Below are 15673 nucleotides of genomic sequence, written 5' to 3'. Positions count from 1 at the left end.
GTTACGTTATTTGGATTCACGTTATATCTTAGACTGCCCAAGATTAACATTTTTCGCGGCAAAAATGATACTATTCGGCTATCTTTTGCCTTGCGTGAGCGCAATTTTAGAGCTGCTATGGTGTACGGAAAATTAAACGAAAGTGATCTCTCAGCGCTGCAGTGGGAAGCTCAACAGCATCCTCAGCGGCTGAAATTTCTAATCGAACAAGCCGCCAAACTGCCGCCATTTCCACCAGAGAAGCGCGTACCAGAACATGAAGTGCACGGCTGCGAGGCTAAAGTCTGGCTGCTCTGTGAATGGCAAAACGAGCGTTTACTGCTGCAGTTGGACTCCGCCTCACGCGTTGTGAAAGGCCTGCTGGCGCTAATCTTCTTGGCCCTGCACCAGGCGACCCCAGCGCAAGTCGCAGCCTTCGAACTCGATGCCCTGCTGCACCAACTTGGCCTGCAGGATCTTGTCAGTACATCGCGGCGCAATGGCCTGCGCGCCGTGGTCAGTGCTATCCAGAATTAAAAGCAAGCAACTTGCCTGCCGGCACCGGCGGATGCCTACGCAATGACCTCGTAGCCTGACCAGTCAGGAACTAAAGGTTGCTCGACACCATCTTTTACCAGTTTGATGTGCCAGCCATCCAGCAAGTCCAGATTAAGACAATTATCCACATCGTAAAGATCATCTTTGTGCTGCTCGACACTGTCCGTCAATAACCGCTGATACCCCACCCGCTTGGCCTCGTCAGCAGATTTTGCCACCACCAGCGTAAAGTCATGAAATTCCGCCAGCCGATTTGGATAATAGCCGCCAAAATTAACAAACCACAGCATCTCGGCTTGGTCCACCGGCGCCTGACTCAGCTCAATGCGGTAACCGTCGACATGATGCACCTGCACATAACTGTCCAGATGCAACCCTTGCAACGTGCCGTACCAATTCTTACGTAGCGCCGGATAGCAGTCCGCAACCGACTCGCCAGCCACAAAGCGCACATCGTGCACCTCTATGTTCGCGCCCGGCGCCGAACCACCAATATAAAACATATAGAGTTTCATTTGCGCTCCAGTTTTTCTAACAACAACGCCACCGCCTGCATCGCAAAAGTACAAGTCACCGGCATCGCCGCACCGAAGCCCGTACTGCAATCCATCCGCATCGAACCAGCGCCTGGCTTAGCATGACTCCAGCTACCATCACCTACCGGATAACGTAACTGCTCCGTAGAGTACACCGCCTTAACACCAAAGTTACGGCTTGGATTGCGCGAAAAATTGTAATCGCGCCGCAGCATCGAGCGCACTTTCGCCAACAATGGGTCCTGCGTCGCCTTCGCCAGATCCGCCGAGGTAACCTGCCCCGGATCAACCTGCCCACCAGCACCACCACACGTCACCAGCGGCAGCTTGCGACGCTTACACCAGGCAATCAATGCCGCTTTAACCGGAACACTATCAATAGCATCGAGCACCGCAGTCACCGGCTGACCCAGATAATCATCCAGATTTTCCGCCGCCAGAAAATCATCAATCACCCGCACCTGACACTCAGGATGAATATCACGCACGCGCTGCGCCAGCACCTCAGTTTTCAACTGCCCGACAGTACTTGTCAGCGCCGGCAACTGCCGGTTGATATTGGTCAGGCAGACATCATCCAGGTCAATCAGCGTAATCCCGCCCACTCCTGAGCGCGCCAGCGCCTCCACCGCCCACGAGCCAACTCCACCAAGACCAATCACGGCCACATGATGTCGCTGAAAACGAGCAAATTCTTGCGCGCCATAAACGCGCTCCACACCTGAAAATCTTTCGTCTGCCATTCGGTTTCTATCGTTAGAGAAATTAATACAATTATCGCAAAGTTTTATGCGAAACGCGACGGCGGGTGTGGGGGACGGACTCCAGTGTCACGGGTGTCGGCCGCAGGGATGCGGCCGCCAAGCCCCCAAGGATGGGTTCACGGCGTCCCGTGGCATTGGAGCTCGTTCCCCGCACAAAGCCGAGCAAGGCCGCGGAGGCGTGAGTGAGGGTGGGGCCCCGGAAGCACGGGTGTCGACCGCAGGGATGCGGCCGCCAAGCCCCCAAGGATGGGTTCACGGCGTCCCGTGGCATTGGAGCTCGTTCCCCGCACAAAGCCGAGCAAGGCCGCGGAGGCGTGAGTGAGGGTGGGGCCCCGGAAGCACGGGTGTCGACCGCAGGGATGCGGCCGCCAAGCCCCCAGGGATGGGTTCACGGCGTCCCGTGACATTGGAGCCCGTTCCCCGCACGAAGCCCGAGCAGGGCCGCAGAGGCGGGTGTGGGGGATGAACTCCAATGGCACGGGTGTCGGCCGCAGGGATGCGGCCGTCAAGCCCCCAAGGATGGGTTCACGGCGTCCCGTGACATTGGAGTTTGTTCCCCGCACAAAGCCGCACCAAGCCGCAGCAGCGACGCGAAGGCGTGAGTGAGGATGGGGCCCCGGAAGCACGGGTGTCGGCCGCAGGGATGCGGCCGTCAAGCCCCCAGGGACGGGTTCACGGCGTCCCGTGACATTGGAGTTCGTTCCCCGCACCAAGCCGCAGCTTAAACGCTAAACGGGTAGCTGATGGGATCGTGGTGTTGGTAGTTGTTGACTTTGAAATCGTCCAGCGTGACCCAGGTTTCCAAATCTTGCAGCGACTTGATATCAGGATTAATTTCTAACTGAGGGGCCGGGAAGGGCTCGCGCTGCAGTTGTACATCGCGCATCAGCGCCAGCTGATCTTCGTAAATGTGAGCATTTACTATCTTGTGATAGGCCTGCCCTGCTTTGTGTCCCGTGATTTGCGCCATCAACGCCAGGAAAGTAAACACCTGAACCTGATTGAAGTTCAAGCCCAGCGGCACATCGCAGGAACGCTGGTAACTGGTCAGATAAAGCGTGTCGCCAAGCAACGAAAAGTTATGGGTGTGCATGCAAGGTCGCAAACAGCCCATGTGAAACTCGCCAGGATTATAAAAGCTGATAATTTCACCACGATCATCCACCCCGCGGCTCAGGTTATCGACCACCTTACGTAGCTGATCCACATGACCACCATCCGGCTTCGACCAGCGTCGCCCCTGTACCCCGTAGACGCGCCCCATATCGTCTTCGCCCTTGCGGTGCGAATTCTGCAACCAGGCTTCATTGAGGTTGGCGTTGGCATCCCAGGTTTTGCACCCTAAGGCACGAAAATCAGCCGCGCTATCGTAACCGCGGATGTAGCCTAAAAACTCCGCAATCGCCGCCTTCCAGTAGCTTTTACGGGTAGTGATTAACGGAAACTGATTGCCCGCAACATCGTATTCAAGATCAGCATTGATCACCGTTAAGCACCGCTTGCCCGTGCGCTCGTTGGTCACCCAGACACCGTCATCGACAATGCGCCGGCAGAGTGCGAGATATTGATTCATGCCTGACCCCCTTTAGCGGCACCCCGGTGCGAGCAGTACGCCCAAATCATTAAACCAAGACCGCCGATCACCATCGGCAGCGATAACCACTGGCCCATCGACCAGCCGACGCTGAGCAAGCCCAGGTGAGCGTCCGGTTGCCGATAAAATTCAACCACGAAGCGCGCTGTTCCGTAACCCGCCAGGAACAACCCACCAACCGCCCCAGTTGGCCGCGGCTTGCGACTGAACAACGCCAGCACAACAAACAACAACACCCCTTCTAACGCCGCCTGATAAAGTTGCGAAGGGTGGCGCGGCTCAGGCCCTGCGGCCGGGAAAATCATCGCCCATGGCACATCTGTCACGCGGCCCCACAGCTCGCCGTTAATGAAGTTACCAATGCGGCCAAAGGCAAGCCCCATCGGCACTAGGGGAGCGACAAAATCGCCCACCTGCAAAAAGCTGATGCGCGTCGCTCGCGAGAAAATCGCCAGCACTGTCAGCACACCTAGTAAGCCGCCATGGAAGGACATACCACCACTGGCCATATCGAATAAATACAGCGGATTTTTAATAAAATAATTAAACTGATAAAACAGCACATAACCGATACGGCCGCCTAAAATGACGCCCATAAAGGACCAGAACAGTAGATCGCTAAAGCGTTTTTCCGTCCAGCCTACCGCTGCATAATGCGGCATCTGACACTGCCGCTTGCCCCAGAAATAGGCAAATGCGAGACCCAGGAGGTACATCAAGCCGTACCAACGTAATGCCAGAGGGCCAATACTAAATATGACCGGGTCGATGCTCGGATGCACCATAAACTCAGCTTGCATGTTTTATCCTATGAACAGTTCGAGCGCCACCAATATCAGGAAGGCTGCAAATCCTCGTTGTAAATGTTTCACCGGTATACGCTGCGTCAAGGCAGCACCGAATGGTGCGCACAGCACCGAAGCAATTGAAATTGCCAGCCATGCCGGACCGTGGACATAGCCCAGCAGCCCATTATTGGACTCCATTTGCTGCCCCAGCACAATAAACGCCAGCACCGCGCTGATGCCAATACTTAAGCTGCCCACCGAGGATACCGCAATGGCCTGCCGGATGGGGACCCTTAACCGTTGCAACAGGGGCACTGTCAGCGAACCGCCACCGATCCCCACCAGCGCCGACAAACTTCCCACCATCGCGCTGATGAACGCCATCAGGCGCTTCGAAACCCCGGTAATGGGCTCACCGGTGCGTTGGGGCACCAGCATACGAATGGATAGTATCAGCAGCACCGCAGAAAAAATACGCTGCAGCCATTCGGGTTTGAGCTGAGTCGCCAGCCAAGCCCCAAAAATAGCGCCAACCATAAGCCCGGGAATCAGACGCCGCACCCAGAACCAACTGATTTGGCCGTGACGGTAATGCGAGCGCGCAGAGCTCAAAGTGGTCATCACAATTGTCGCAAGGCTGGTGGCGACCGCCATCTGCACCACTAATTCAGGCGGCACACCGAGCACGGGCAGCAGGTAAATCAACAGAGGAACAATAACCAGGCCACCACCAATACCCAACATACCGGCCAATAAGCCAGCAATCACGCCTCCGGCTAAACACCATAACCAGCCTGTGATGAGCACTGTGACTCCTTAGTTACCTGTAAGAATGGTTCCGGCGTTTAGCCGCCGGCACGAACAAAGCCACCTAAGCCCGCCTCTTCCAGCGTCATAGTGACAATTTTCCTGACTTCATGCGGTGACCGTGCGGCTAATGCTTTTGCCAGCATTTCATCAAGATCCGCAGCCTTGATGTGCCGAATAATCCAGCGAATACGATCGATATTGTAGCTGTTCATGCTCAAGGTACGATAGCCCATCGCCAACAGTAATAGCGCCCCGCCGGGCTCTCCCGCTAACTCGCCACAGACCGAGACCGGCTTATCAAGTTCGTTTGCGCGCTGAATGATTTGCTGTAACGCGTGTAACACCGCCGGATGAAACGCATCATACAAACCTGCTACCCGTTGATTGTTACGATCGACAGCCAGCATATACTGAGTCAGATCGTTACTCCCCACCGAGAAGAAATCAACTTTATCGACGATGGTATGCATATGATAAACCATCGCCGGGACTTCAATCATGACGCCCAGTTTTGGAGGAATCAACTGCGTACGATCGTGGCCGTTAAATTCTTCAGACACCTCATGATAAGCCTGCTTTACCATTCGTGCAGCTTCATCAACTTCATCAGCACTGGTGATCATCGGCAGCAGAATATGCAGATTGTTACGACCCACCGCGGCCCTTAACATCGCTCGTATCTGCACCAGGAAAATCTCGGGGTGATCCAGCGTCATGCGAATGCCGCGCCATCCCAGGAAAGGATTTTCCTCACTCATTGGCAAATAAGGTAGCGGTTTATCACCACCGACATCGAGTGTGCGCATCACCACAGTGCCCGCTTTAAATTGCTCGAGGATTTGCGTGTACAATTCCACCTGCTCATCTTCGGTCGGCAAGCGCTCGCGCATCATAAACGGAATCTCTGTGCGATACAGTCCGACGCTACTGATATCCAGTTCACTAAGCCAGTCACGCTCGGTATTCAGGCCCACGTTCAACTGCAAGGTTAGTCGCACGCCGTCCTCAGTTTCTACCGGCTGACCGCGCGCTTGTTCAACTTTTTCACGCAGCTCCAGTTCTTCTTCCGCCAACTGCCGGTATTCGTTTTCAACCTGCAGCGGTGGGTTCAGAAAGACATCACCATTATAACCATCGACGATCATGGTCTCGCCGTCGAGCTCATTCAGCTCAATATCATCGGCCCCCAGCACTGCAGGAATGCCCATGCTACGCGCCATAATCGCTGCGTGGGAATTGCCCGAACCACGAACCGAAACGATGCCAAGAATCTCGGTATTGGGTAACTCTGCCAGCATGGTCGCGGTTACTTCATGGGCAACAAGGATGCATTCCGGAGGTGGCTCCAGGTGCTGCCGGGACTTTTCTTTTAAATGGGAAAGTATCCGCTGGCCAAGATCCCGCACATCACTGGCGCGTTCCCGGATGTACTCATCGTCCAGGTTTTCAAATTGGTTTACAAGATTCTCAACCACTAGCTTCAGCGCGGTTTGCGCGCGCCAACCGTCATTGATGGTTTGCTCGACTTCCTGGCCGAGATTGGTCGAATCCAGCATGGCATGATAAACGTCAAAGATCGCCAACGTCTCATCGGCGATTTGGCCTTTCATGCTCGCACTTAAATCCAACAGCTCCTGCCGGGTGTGGGCAACAGCGGAACGAAAACGGCGGATTTCATGCTCAGGTTTATCAGATTTTTTCGGGGTGACTTCGCTTAAACGTGCTCGCGGCTTGACCACATAAGCTTGGCCGATGGCCACTCCGGGCGCTGCGGCGATGCCTTTTATGGTTTCCAGCCAGGGCGACTGCTTAGTGGTGCGCAAATAGCCTTTCACTTCGGCGTGGGCAATCACTACCGCCAGCTGGGCTGCCAGGGTCACTACAAAGGCTTCTTCGTCGCGGGTGAAAGCGCGGTCATGTTCCTGCTGCACCGCTAATACACCCAGCACCCGGCGGCGATGGATGACCGGAGCCACCAACATGGCGCTGTAGCGCTCCTCGTCGACCTCTTCTAATTTGAGAAACTTCGGGTGCTCGCTGGCATTGGCAATATTGAGCGGCTCTTCACGTTGCGCGGCAAGTGAGATGACCCCCTCACCAAAAGGCACATGAATCGGCTGATCGGAGGATATCCTGAGGCCGTCAGTCGCAGCCAGGGCAAATTGTTTTTGCTCGTGGTCCGCCAGATACACCGTACACGAGTCGGTTTGCAACGCTTCTTTGACTTGCCGCACCATAGTCTGCAGCGCCAGCTCAAAGTCTGGCGCCTGGTTCACGGCTTCCACAATGCGTTGCAACACTCGCAGCATAGTTAGCGTTTCCGTCTTGGTCCGCGCTGCCGTTTGCCACCAGGCCGCCCCTGGGCGGGATGGCTTGGCATGACAATGGGCGCAAACTCTTTCATCACGCGTCGGTAAACATCTTTCTTAAACGACACGACTTGCCGTACCGGGTACCAATAACTGACCCAACGCCAGTCATCAAACTCCGGATGTGACGAACAAAGCACATTTACGTCTTGCTCTTTGCACGTTAAGCGCAGTAAGAACCATTTCTGTTTTTGACCAATGCAAGTGGGACGTTGCTCGCGGCGCACGAGGCGCTTTGGTAAGCGGTAACGAAACCAGTGACGACTGGTATAGACAATTTCCACCTGATCGGGTTTTAATCCGACTTCTTCCCACAGTTCCCGGTACATGGTCTGTTCTGGTGTCTCACCATCATCAATCCCACCTTGCGGAAACTGCCAGCTGTGTTGCCCATATCGACGCGCCCAAAACACTTGTCCCTGATCATTACAGATAATGATTCCAACATTTGCGCGGAATCCTTCTGCGTCTATCACGCGGGCATCCTCTTAAATTCGACTTCTGTGGTCGATTTTTCCATAATCGGCACCTGAAAGAAAGTATTGTACACGATTAAGGAACATCATGAGTGACCTACGCACCCTATTTGATGCGGCCAGTGCCCTTGCCGGGCAGAGCTTTGCCGAACTTGCCGCGGCTCAGGGAATGCAAGTCCCGGCTGATCTGCGGCGCCACAAAGGCTGGGTCGGACAACTATTAGAAGCGGCGCTAGGCGCAAGCGCGGGTTCACAGGCTTTGCAGGACTTTCCCGAGCTAGGAGTAGAACTAAAAACCATTCCCCTCGATGCGCGCGGACGCCCGCTGGAGACTACCTTTGTCTGCACCACCCCACTAACGAACGTTGCTGGAGTGAACTGGGAAGCCAGTAACGTACGTAACAAGCTACAATGTGTGTTGTGGATCCCAATTGATGGGCGGCGCTCCGTTGCGCTTGCCGAGCGCACGGTCGGCACAGCATTTTTGTGGCAGCCCAGCGACAAGCAGGAAACGCAATTAAAAAGAGACTGGCAGGAACATATGGATCGGATCGCCATGGGCGAGGTCGAGCAAATCACTGCCCATCAGGGAGAAGTTTTACAATTGCGGCCCAAAGCTGCAAATAGTAGAGTTTTAACAGAAGCCATAGGTCCTTCGGGGCAGCTGATTCAAACGTTACCGCGCGGCTTTTATCTGAAAACCCAGTTCACCTGGCAGATAATTCGCGACACCTTTGGCCTTGACGATAGCTAAGGCAAACGAAAGCATAGGAGTCCAATGACACTTAAAGAGCTCGCTATTCAACCCAGTGCCCGTCGTGACGCCCTGACCTTTTGTGTGTTTGGCGTGTTAGTTTTTGCGGTCACCATGTTTCTATTTTTATCTGGTTTTGAACTTCCACAAGCCGCCTGGGCGATCATGTACATTGCCAGCGCTTCGCTGTTTTTGCTGGGGATCGCCAAGTTGGTGGAGCCTCCGGTAAGTTTGATGATTTCGCCAGCGCAAATTCGCTACGAACATCGCCGCGGCAGCTGGCAGTTTGACTGGGACAACCTGATCCGTTTCGACATCCCACGCACTCATCGGGGCAATGAACTTGAAGAGCTCCCCTACATCGGCTTTCGTCTGAAAGATATCGAGCCGGTACTCGATACCATTTCTCCGCGACTCGCCGTGTATCTGGTGAGCGAACAAAGGCATCTGCTGGTCGCGGCGTTGCGCAGAGAGTTGCCGCCGGGGAGCGACTATACCCCCTTTTACGATATTCCAACCAGTTATAAAACCAGTAGCGGTAAAGTCTACCGTGGCGTCCAAGCGCTATTTGCAGTGCGTTGTGAGCAACTGCGCAAGCTACTGGGTTACGACCTGTATGTTCCGGGGAGTGCCCTTGATCGGCCGCTGGATGAATTTTGTCCTTGGTTACAAGAGGTTCAGAGCCACCGGCACCAGGTCGACCAGCGCTAGCGCTTGCTGTTTAGCCGCTACAACTATATTCTGGAGGGTCTAAACTTCTCTATGATTGGAGCATACTTGCCCATGCAAACACTTGGCTGGCGCGAATGGGGTGCACTACCGGACCTTGGCATTGACGCGATTAAGATGAAAGTGGACACAGGTGCCAGAACATCCTGTTTACACGCCTTCAAGCTTGAGCCGTTCCAACAAAACGGAGAAGACTGGTTACGTATCTGGATCCATCCGGAGCAGGAGTCCATGCGCGAGCATGTCTGTGAGGCGAAAATCCACGACCAGCGCGAAGTCACCGACTCTGGTGGTCACACCGAATTACGCTACGTCATTAAGAGCACGCTGGTAGTGGGTCAATTTGAGCAAGCTGTCGAACTGACTCTCACCAATCGTGATAGCATGAAATTCCGCATGTTGCTTGGTCGCCAGGCCATGCGAACTCATTTTTTAGTCGATCCTGACGCGTCTTATCTGTTAGGCACACAGCAACCCGAGCCAAAAGGAGTCAGCTCATGAAAATAGCGATCTTATCGCGGAACGCAAAACTTTACTCCACGCGTCGTCTGATTGAAGCAGCTGAAGCCCGTGGCCACACGGTCGACGTACTTGACCCTTTGCGGTGTTACATGGATATCAACGCCCGTGAACCCTTGATTCATATGAAGGGAAAAATTCTACCGACCTATGATGCTGTGATTCCCCGTATTGGTGCTTCAGTCACCTTCTTCGGTACCGCGGTATTACGCCAGTTTGAGATGATCGGCACTTACCCGCTGAATGAATCTGTGGCCATTTCACGTAGCCGCGACAAATTGCGCTCCCTGCAGCTGCTGAGTCGAAAAGGCATCGGCTTACCGATCACTGGCTTTGCAAGTCAGCCTCACGACATTCCCGATCTGATTGAAATGGTTGGCGGCGCACCTTTGGTCATCAAGTTGCTGGAAGGTACGCAAGGCATCGGTGTGGTTCTCGCCGAAACCCGGCAGGCTGCTGAAAGCGTGATTGAAGCCTTTATGGGGCTTAAATCGCACATCATGGTGCAGGAGTTTATTAAAGAAGCCGGCGGTGCCGATATCCGCTGTCTGGTGATCGGTGACAAAGTCATCGCCGCCATGAAGCGTCAGGCCAAAGCAGGCGAATTCCGTTCCAACCTGCACCGCGGAGGCTCTGCGCGCTTGGTGAAATTGACCCCGGCAGAACGAGCTACGGCGGTCAAAGCTGCGAAGACCATGGGACTGAATGTCGCTGGTGTCGACATTTTACGTTCCAATCATGGCCCTTTGATTATGGAGGTGAACTCATCTCCGGGTCTTGAGGGTATTGAAACAGCTACAGAAAAAGACGTGGCCAGTCAAATTATTAGCTTCATTGAAAACAACGCCAAAGCCCATCGCACACGAACCAAAGGGAAAGGTTAAAGGTGAAAAGACCTGCTTCATTTAAGCTGGCGGGACAGAAAATAGTTCCCGGCTCGCGGCATAGTATTAAAATTCCCGCCGCTCGCTTATATAACGACACGCCAATGGACCTTCATGCCGAAGTATTTCATGGGGTGAAGCCCGGACCGGTGCTTTTAGTCTGCGCTGCTATTCATGGTGATGAGCTCAATGGCATCGAAATTTGCCGGCGTTTAATCAGCCAGACGGATCCGCTTGAGCTGACCGGTACCTTGATTGTGGTGCCCGTGGTCAACGTATTTGGCTTTATTCAACAGTCTCGCTATTTACCGGATCGGCGTGATTTGAACCGCTGCTTCCCAGGCTCCGAGCGCGGCGCGCTAGGCAGTCGTTTAGCCTTTTTGTTCAATGAAACCCTGGTGCAAAGCGCAACCCATATCATCGACTTGCATACCGGCGCAATTCACCGTAGTAACCTGCCACAGATCCGTGTCGATACCGACAATGGTGAAGCGCTAAAAATGGCGCATGCCTTTAACTCTCCGGTGATTCTGCACTCAAAAGAGCGGGACGGCTCCTTGCGCTCATTGGCAACAGAACTCGGCATCCCTTTGATTCTGTATGAAGCCGGAGAAGCATTGCGCTTTGACTACCCCGCCATTAAGTCAGGCGTGATTGGCGTACAAAACGTCATGAAGAGTCTGAAAATGCTTAAAGGCCGGCGCACGCGTAAGAAAGTCACCCCGGTCGTAGCGCATCGCAGCGCCTGGATCCGCAATGAGCACGACGGCTTAGTGGTACCCCAGGTGCAGCTGGGGCAGACCATTCAAAAAAGTCAGGTCATTGCAGAAACCGTGAGTCCTCACGGCGATGACTTGCATCCTCTGCGCAGTCCCTTTAACGGTATTATCATCGGTATCAGTAATATTCCGGTGGCCAATGAGGGTGAAGCCTTGTTTAACGTGGCGCAATTTGATGAAGATGTGTTCAGCGATGCATCCTCCAGTGTTGGTGTTTTCAGCGAAGCCTATGACGGAAAACCGGTATAAATGAAGCCTATAAAATCTCTAAGTCCCCCTTCCCAGTTGCTTATCCGACAGGCGGATCAGATCCGTTGCGAGGCCTTACTGGTGGTCAATCCGCCAGACCATGAGTGGCGTACAGAATTCCCCGTAGCCGGCGGCTGGCACTTGCACGCCGGTTGGTTCCACCCCTGGCAGGAGCTCGGCGAGGCACACCAATTTGGCACAGCGCCACCGCAACAGCAGTTTGATGCCGCACTGGTGTGGCTACCGAAAGAGAAAAAGCTGACCGATTATATGCTGCAGCAACTTGCTGCCTTGTTACCTAAGGATGCTCCCATCTGGCTGGTCGGCGATAATCGTAGTGGTATTAAAAGTATTGCCAAACAGATCGAGGGCGCCTTCAGTCCCGCGCAAAAAGTCGCAAATGGTAATCACTCGACCTTACTTGTAACCACTCTGGTGGCGCCGCTTGAGCAGTGTGAACTTGATCAGTTTCAGCATGTTTTCAGCGTTCCAGCCAATGCTGGCAACGCTGCTGAAGAGATGACTGCGCCGCTTCAGGTCGCCAGCCTACCTGGTGTTTTTGCCCATCCTGGCATTGATGCAGGCAGCACCATGTTGCTACAGCATTTACCAAGGTTTAAACCGGGCTCGGTACTTGATTTTGCTTGTGGCAACGGCGTGCTTGGTGCGTCACTACAACGCCAGCAACCGGGCTTGCAACTGACTTACCTTGACGTTAGCGCTATGGCCCTGGCGGCCTGTGCAAAAACCCTGGAACTTAATGGCCTCAACGGTGAGCTTATCGCAGCGGATCACCTCCGCGCGGACTTGCCAAAATACAATTATATTGTCAGTCATCCGCCCTTTCATACCGGGCAGGCAACGGACTACAGTATCGGCCAGCAGTTTTTACGTAATGCACGGGAACATCTGGCTGTGAATGGCGAGCTCTGGCTGGTAGCGAATCGCTTTCTGCCCTGGCCCGAGCTTATTGAAGCAAGCTTCGGCCATTGTGAACGTATCGCGCAAGACACAAAATTTGCCGTTTACAGAGCCGTTCATAAGGTTCAACGCGCAGTGAAAAAAGGACGGCGTAGATGATCCGCACTGGCTCCATTCGTCAAGGGATCACTTGGCTAGTGGTCAGTCTTAGCGTGCTGCTTTGTGCGTTTACCGCTCTTGTTCTTAGCTTGATGCACGTCAAACAATTAAACGAAAACGCCGAGCTGCGCACCCAGGACATCGCGAAAGTCGTGGCCGAAGCCACCAGTCGTTATTTACTGTTTGACGATGTCGAGGGGCTCAATAACTACTTGCGTTATCTGCAGGCAACGTCGTTTTTACAACACTTGCACGTGTACGAAAGAAACTCCGTCGCTGACAACCAGCGATTGCGTTATTTCGCCAGTTACAACCGCGAAGGTTTATCCCCCATTCCGGTCCGCACCGAAGTAGTTGAGAGCTTCAAAGGTGTCCGCAGCAGATCAACCTACATTGAAGCCGTGCAGCCGGTCACCATCGACGGCGAAATACTTGGCTTTGTCTATTTACGCGGCAGCCGTGCGGGCATCATTTCAAGCACCTGGAAAACCTTCGCCACCGCCAGTGTCATGGTGGTAGTGGCGGGCCTCTTTGCTTTGCTGGTGTCGATGCGCGTGCGCAGTCGCTTGACGCGTCAGCTAGATCATTCGGTGGGGATCATTCAGCGCATCAGCCGGCATCGGGATTATTCGATCCAGCTACCGGAGTCCAATTTACTTGAGCTGCAGCAACTGAGTATTGCCGTGAATACCATGCTCAGTCGGGTGCGGCAACATCTTGAGCGGCAACAGCAGGCCGAACGCCAGGCCAATGAGCTGAATACCGAGCTCGAGCGGCAGGTGCAGCAACGTACAACGGCCCTGCGTGAATCAAATGAAGAGCTCATGGCGACTCTGGAAAAACTTCATCAGTTCCAGCGCCAGCTCATTGAGAGCGAGAAAATGTCGTCGCTTGGGGATCTGATTGCAGGTGTTGCCCATGAAATCAACACCCCCGTAGGGCTGGTACTCACTTCAACATCCATCTTGCAGGACAAACTCGATTTGATGCAGGAGAAGTTCGCGAATAACACCATCACCCGCAACGACTTTGAACGTTTCATGCAAGCCAGCGATGATAACCTGGGATTAATCCAACGCAATATTGAGCGCACCGCAGACCTTATTAATCAGTTCCGCCAGCTGGCCATGGATCAGTTTGCTGAGGAGGCGCGCGATATTCCGGCTTATGAGTTCTGCCAGTCAACCATAGCGGCGGTACAAAACCGTATGCCTGAACTGGCCGAGGTCGATGTGGTTATCGATTGCCCGCAAGACCTTCATATTCATTGTCGGTCCGGGCCTTTGCTGCATGTGCTGACCCAGTTAGTGCAAAACTCGGCAATTCACGGCTTCGAAGAACGGCTACGCGGCAAGATCACCCTGCAGATCCAGCGCCTGGACGCCAGTCATGTCGAGCTTCGCTACCACGACGATGGCGCTGGCATCCCGGAACAGCTGGGTCGGCGGGTTTTCGATCCCTTTATTACCAGTCGTCGTCGCCAGGGATCAACTGGACTAGGATTGCACCTGGTCTACAATTTGGTTACTCAGGCACTTGATGGCACCATTGATGTCGAATCAAAAGCGGGACGTTACACCGAGTTTCGTATAAATATTACCGCTTAACGTAAAAACAGCTTTAAAGGCTTGCAGGAAATATACGCACTTATTAGAATCTCGTGCTACACTTTCCAGCACACCAGATTTCAACATATGTTAACGATGAACGGATCAACCAATATGAGCGCTAGATTACTAATCGTAGAAGATGAAGTCGTCACCCGTAACACCCTAACCCGGTTGTTTCAGCAGGAAGGCTACGATGTCTACGATGCTGCCGACGGCATGCAAATGCAACGTATTATGGCGCGTCAGCAAGTCGACCTGGTGATCATGGATGTCAACCTGCCGGGAAAAAGCGGCATTGAACTTGCGGAGAACTTTCGCGAGAACGAAAATGTAGGCCTGATTTTCTTAACCGGCCGGGATGCCGAAGAAGATCGTTTACTGGCACTGGAACTCGGTGCTGACGACTACATTATCAAGCCGTATAATCCGAAAGAGCTGCTGATGCGTGTGCGCAACCTTTACCGCCGCATTGAAGCCATCAAAAATCAGCAAAAGACCATCGGCCACGACAGTATCGTGTACGAATTCAACAACTGGCGCTTAGAAAGCGACAGCCGTTGCTTGTTCTCTCCTGATGGCAAAATGTTCCGTTTGCCAAAAAGTGAATACCGGGCAATGGAGCTTTTTCTGACCAACCCGGGCAAAATTCTTGACCGTGAAACGCTGGTTAAGAAAATGCTGGATCGTGACTTACGCCCCAATGACCGTACCGTTGATGTCGCTATCCGCCGCATCCGTCGTCATTTTGAGGCTGACAGTCAGTCGCCAAATCTCATTACCACAATTCATGGCGAAGGCTATCGCTTTGTCGGTGACGTCAATGTACGCCACCTTGAACAACCTTCACTGAATTCGCCGAGCGCTTAACCACGCCTCGATTTGATGTTGGTGCATGGGCAGCTCTGCTGTCCATTGCGCTAACTCTTCCTCGGCTTGCTGCCACTCCCACTGTTCACGTTCAAAACGCTCCATAATATTGGCCAGCTGGCGCAATCCTACCGACCGGCACGCGCCTTTAATGCGGTGCGCCTGATTGCGAAATTCCTTCTCATCGCGCTTTTGCAGCAACCATTGCATGTGATTCAGATAGCCGCCTATGTTATCCGCAAAGGTCGAATACATATCCTGCACGCCATCGTCACCCATAAGCTCTGCATACTGTTCAAGTAGCTTTTTATCTAGCATAACCTGTGTT

Annotated in this window: 17 protein-coding genes; 9 read left to right on the top strand and 8 right to left on the bottom strand. The window is 53.6% G+C overall.

All coding sequences use genetic code 11. The features are described 5' to 3' along the window. The first annotated feature begins 117 nt into the window (after positions 1-117). Positions 118-516, top strand: coding sequence for a SufE family protein (locus tag J6J28_RS01605; RefSeq protein ID WP_301719540.1), 399 nt, complete (start codon positions 118-120; stop codon positions 514-516). Positions 517-551: 35 nt separating this feature from the next. Here the strand turns inward: J6J28_RS01605 and J6J28_RS01600 are convergent, their stop codons facing one another. The 7 genes from J6J28_RS01600 to rppH all read right to left on the bottom strand — a co-directional run bounded on the left by J6J28_RS01600 (position 552) and on the right by rppH (position 7874). After that, entirely contained in the window at positions 552-1052 is a 501-nt protein-coding gene (locus tag J6J28_RS01600) for a DUF1543 domain-containing protein (protein WP_301719539.1), read from the bottom strand. Next, positions 1049-1816 (bottom strand): tRNA cyclic N6-threonylcarbamoyladenosine(37) synthase TcdA, encoded by a 768-nt coding sequence (gene tcdA / locus J6J28_RS01595; protein ID WP_301719538.1) that lies wholly within the window; start codon positions 1814-1816, stop codon positions 1049-1051. The genes J6J28_RS01600 and tcdA overlap by 4 nt, the downstream gene beginning before the upstream one ends. Positions 1817-2558: 742 nt before the next feature. Next, positions 2559-3410 (bottom strand): thymidylate synthase, encoded by an 852-nt coding sequence (locus tag J6J28_RS01590; protein ID WP_301719537.1) that lies wholly within the window; start codon positions 3408-3410, stop codon positions 2559-2561. Beyond that, positions 3407-4231 carry a prolipoprotein diacylglyceryl transferase gene (gene lgt, locus J6J28_RS01585; RefSeq protein WP_301719536.1) on the bottom strand — a complete coding sequence of 275 codons (825 nt, stop codon included), beginning with the start codon at positions 4229-4231 and terminating at the stop codon, positions 3407-3409. The genes J6J28_RS01590 and lgt overlap by 4 nt, the downstream gene beginning before the upstream one ends. Before the next feature lie 3 nt (positions 4232-4234). After that, on the bottom strand, positions 4235-5026 hold the full coding sequence (locus tag J6J28_RS01580; RefSeq protein ID WP_301719535.1) for a sulfite exporter TauE/SafE family protein: 792 nt from the start codon (positions 5024-5026) through the stop codon (positions 4235-4237). 38 nt (positions 5027-5064) lie between these two features. Beyond that, positions 5065-7338 (bottom strand): phosphoenolpyruvate--protein phosphotransferase, encoded by a 2274-nt coding sequence (gene ptsP, locus J6J28_RS01575; protein WP_301719534.1) that lies wholly within the window; start codon positions 7336-7338, stop codon positions 5065-5067. Positions 7339-7340: 2 nt separating this feature from the next. Beyond that, complete coding sequence (gene rppH / locus J6J28_RS01570; protein ID WP_301719533.1) at positions 7341-7874, bottom strand: RNA pyrophosphohydrolase; 534 nt, start codon at positions 7872-7874, stop codon at positions 7341-7343. An 88-nt stretch (positions 7875-7962) separates the two neighbouring features. On the opposite strand from rppH, the gene mutH reads away from it, so the two are divergent. The 8 genes from mutH (at position 7963) to J6J28_RS01530 (ending at position 15345) form a co-directional block, all read left to right on the top strand. Beyond that, positions 7963-8628: a DNA mismatch repair endonuclease MutH gene (mutH, locus tag J6J28_RS01565; RefSeq protein WP_301719532.1), complete on the top strand. Its 666-nt coding sequence runs from the start codon at positions 7963-7965 to the stop codon at positions 8626-8628. 24 nt (positions 8629-8652) lie between these two features. After that, positions 8653-9339: a DUF2982 domain-containing protein gene (locus tag J6J28_RS01560; protein ID WP_301719531.1), complete on the top strand. Its 687-nt coding sequence runs from the start codon at positions 8653-8655 to the stop codon at positions 9337-9339. Positions 9340-9411: 72 nt separating this feature from the next. Beyond that, positions 9412-9858: an ATP-dependent zinc protease family protein gene (locus J6J28_RS01555; RefSeq protein ID WP_301719530.1), complete on the top strand. Its 447-nt coding sequence runs from the start codon at positions 9412-9414 to the stop codon at positions 9856-9858. Continuing rightward, a complete protein-coding gene (rimK, locus tag J6J28_RS01550; protein WP_301719529.1) occupies positions 9855-10760 on the top strand; it encodes a 30S ribosomal protein S6--L-glutamate ligase in 906 nt (301 codons plus the stop codon). Before J6J28_RS01555 ends, rimK begins: the two co-directional genes overlap by 4 nt. A gap of 2 nt (positions 10761-10762) precedes the next feature. Further along, positions 10763-11788 (top strand): succinylglutamate desuccinylase/aspartoacylase family protein, encoded by a 1026-nt coding sequence (locus J6J28_RS01545; protein WP_301719528.1) that lies wholly within the window; start codon positions 10763-10765, stop codon positions 11786-11788. Further along, positions 11789-12868: a class I SAM-dependent methyltransferase gene (locus J6J28_RS01540; RefSeq protein ID WP_301719527.1), complete on the top strand. Its 1080-nt coding sequence runs from the start codon at positions 11789-11791 to the stop codon at positions 12866-12868. Beyond that, positions 12865-14475, top strand: a complete 1611-nt coding sequence (locus J6J28_RS01535; RefSeq protein WP_301719526.1) for a sensor histidine kinase — start codon at positions 12865-12867, stop codon at positions 14473-14475. Before J6J28_RS01540 ends, J6J28_RS01535 begins: the two co-directional genes overlap by 4 nt. Before the next feature lie 114 nt (positions 14476-14589). Beyond that, positions 14590-15345, top strand: coding sequence for a response regulator (locus J6J28_RS01530; protein ID WP_301719525.1), 756 nt, complete (start codon positions 14590-14592; stop codon positions 15343-15345). Here J6J28_RS01530 and J6J28_RS01525 read toward each other — a convergent pair. Continuing rightward, positions 15322-15663, bottom strand: coding sequence for an Hpt domain-containing protein (locus J6J28_RS01525; protein WP_301719524.1), 342 nt, complete (start codon positions 15661-15663; stop codon positions 15322-15324). The genes J6J28_RS01530 and J6J28_RS01525 overlap by 24 nt on opposite strands. Between the last annotated feature and the right edge of the window lie 10 nt (positions 15664-15673).

Origin of the sequence: Pseudidiomarina terrestris, from assembly GCF_030466375.1 — a bacterium.
Taxonomy (GTDB): Bacteria; Pseudomonadota; Gammaproteobacteria; order Enterobacterales; family Alteromonadaceae; genus Pseudidiomarina; species Pseudidiomarina terrestris.
This window is presented reverse-complemented; position numbering and strand designations above follow the sequence as displayed.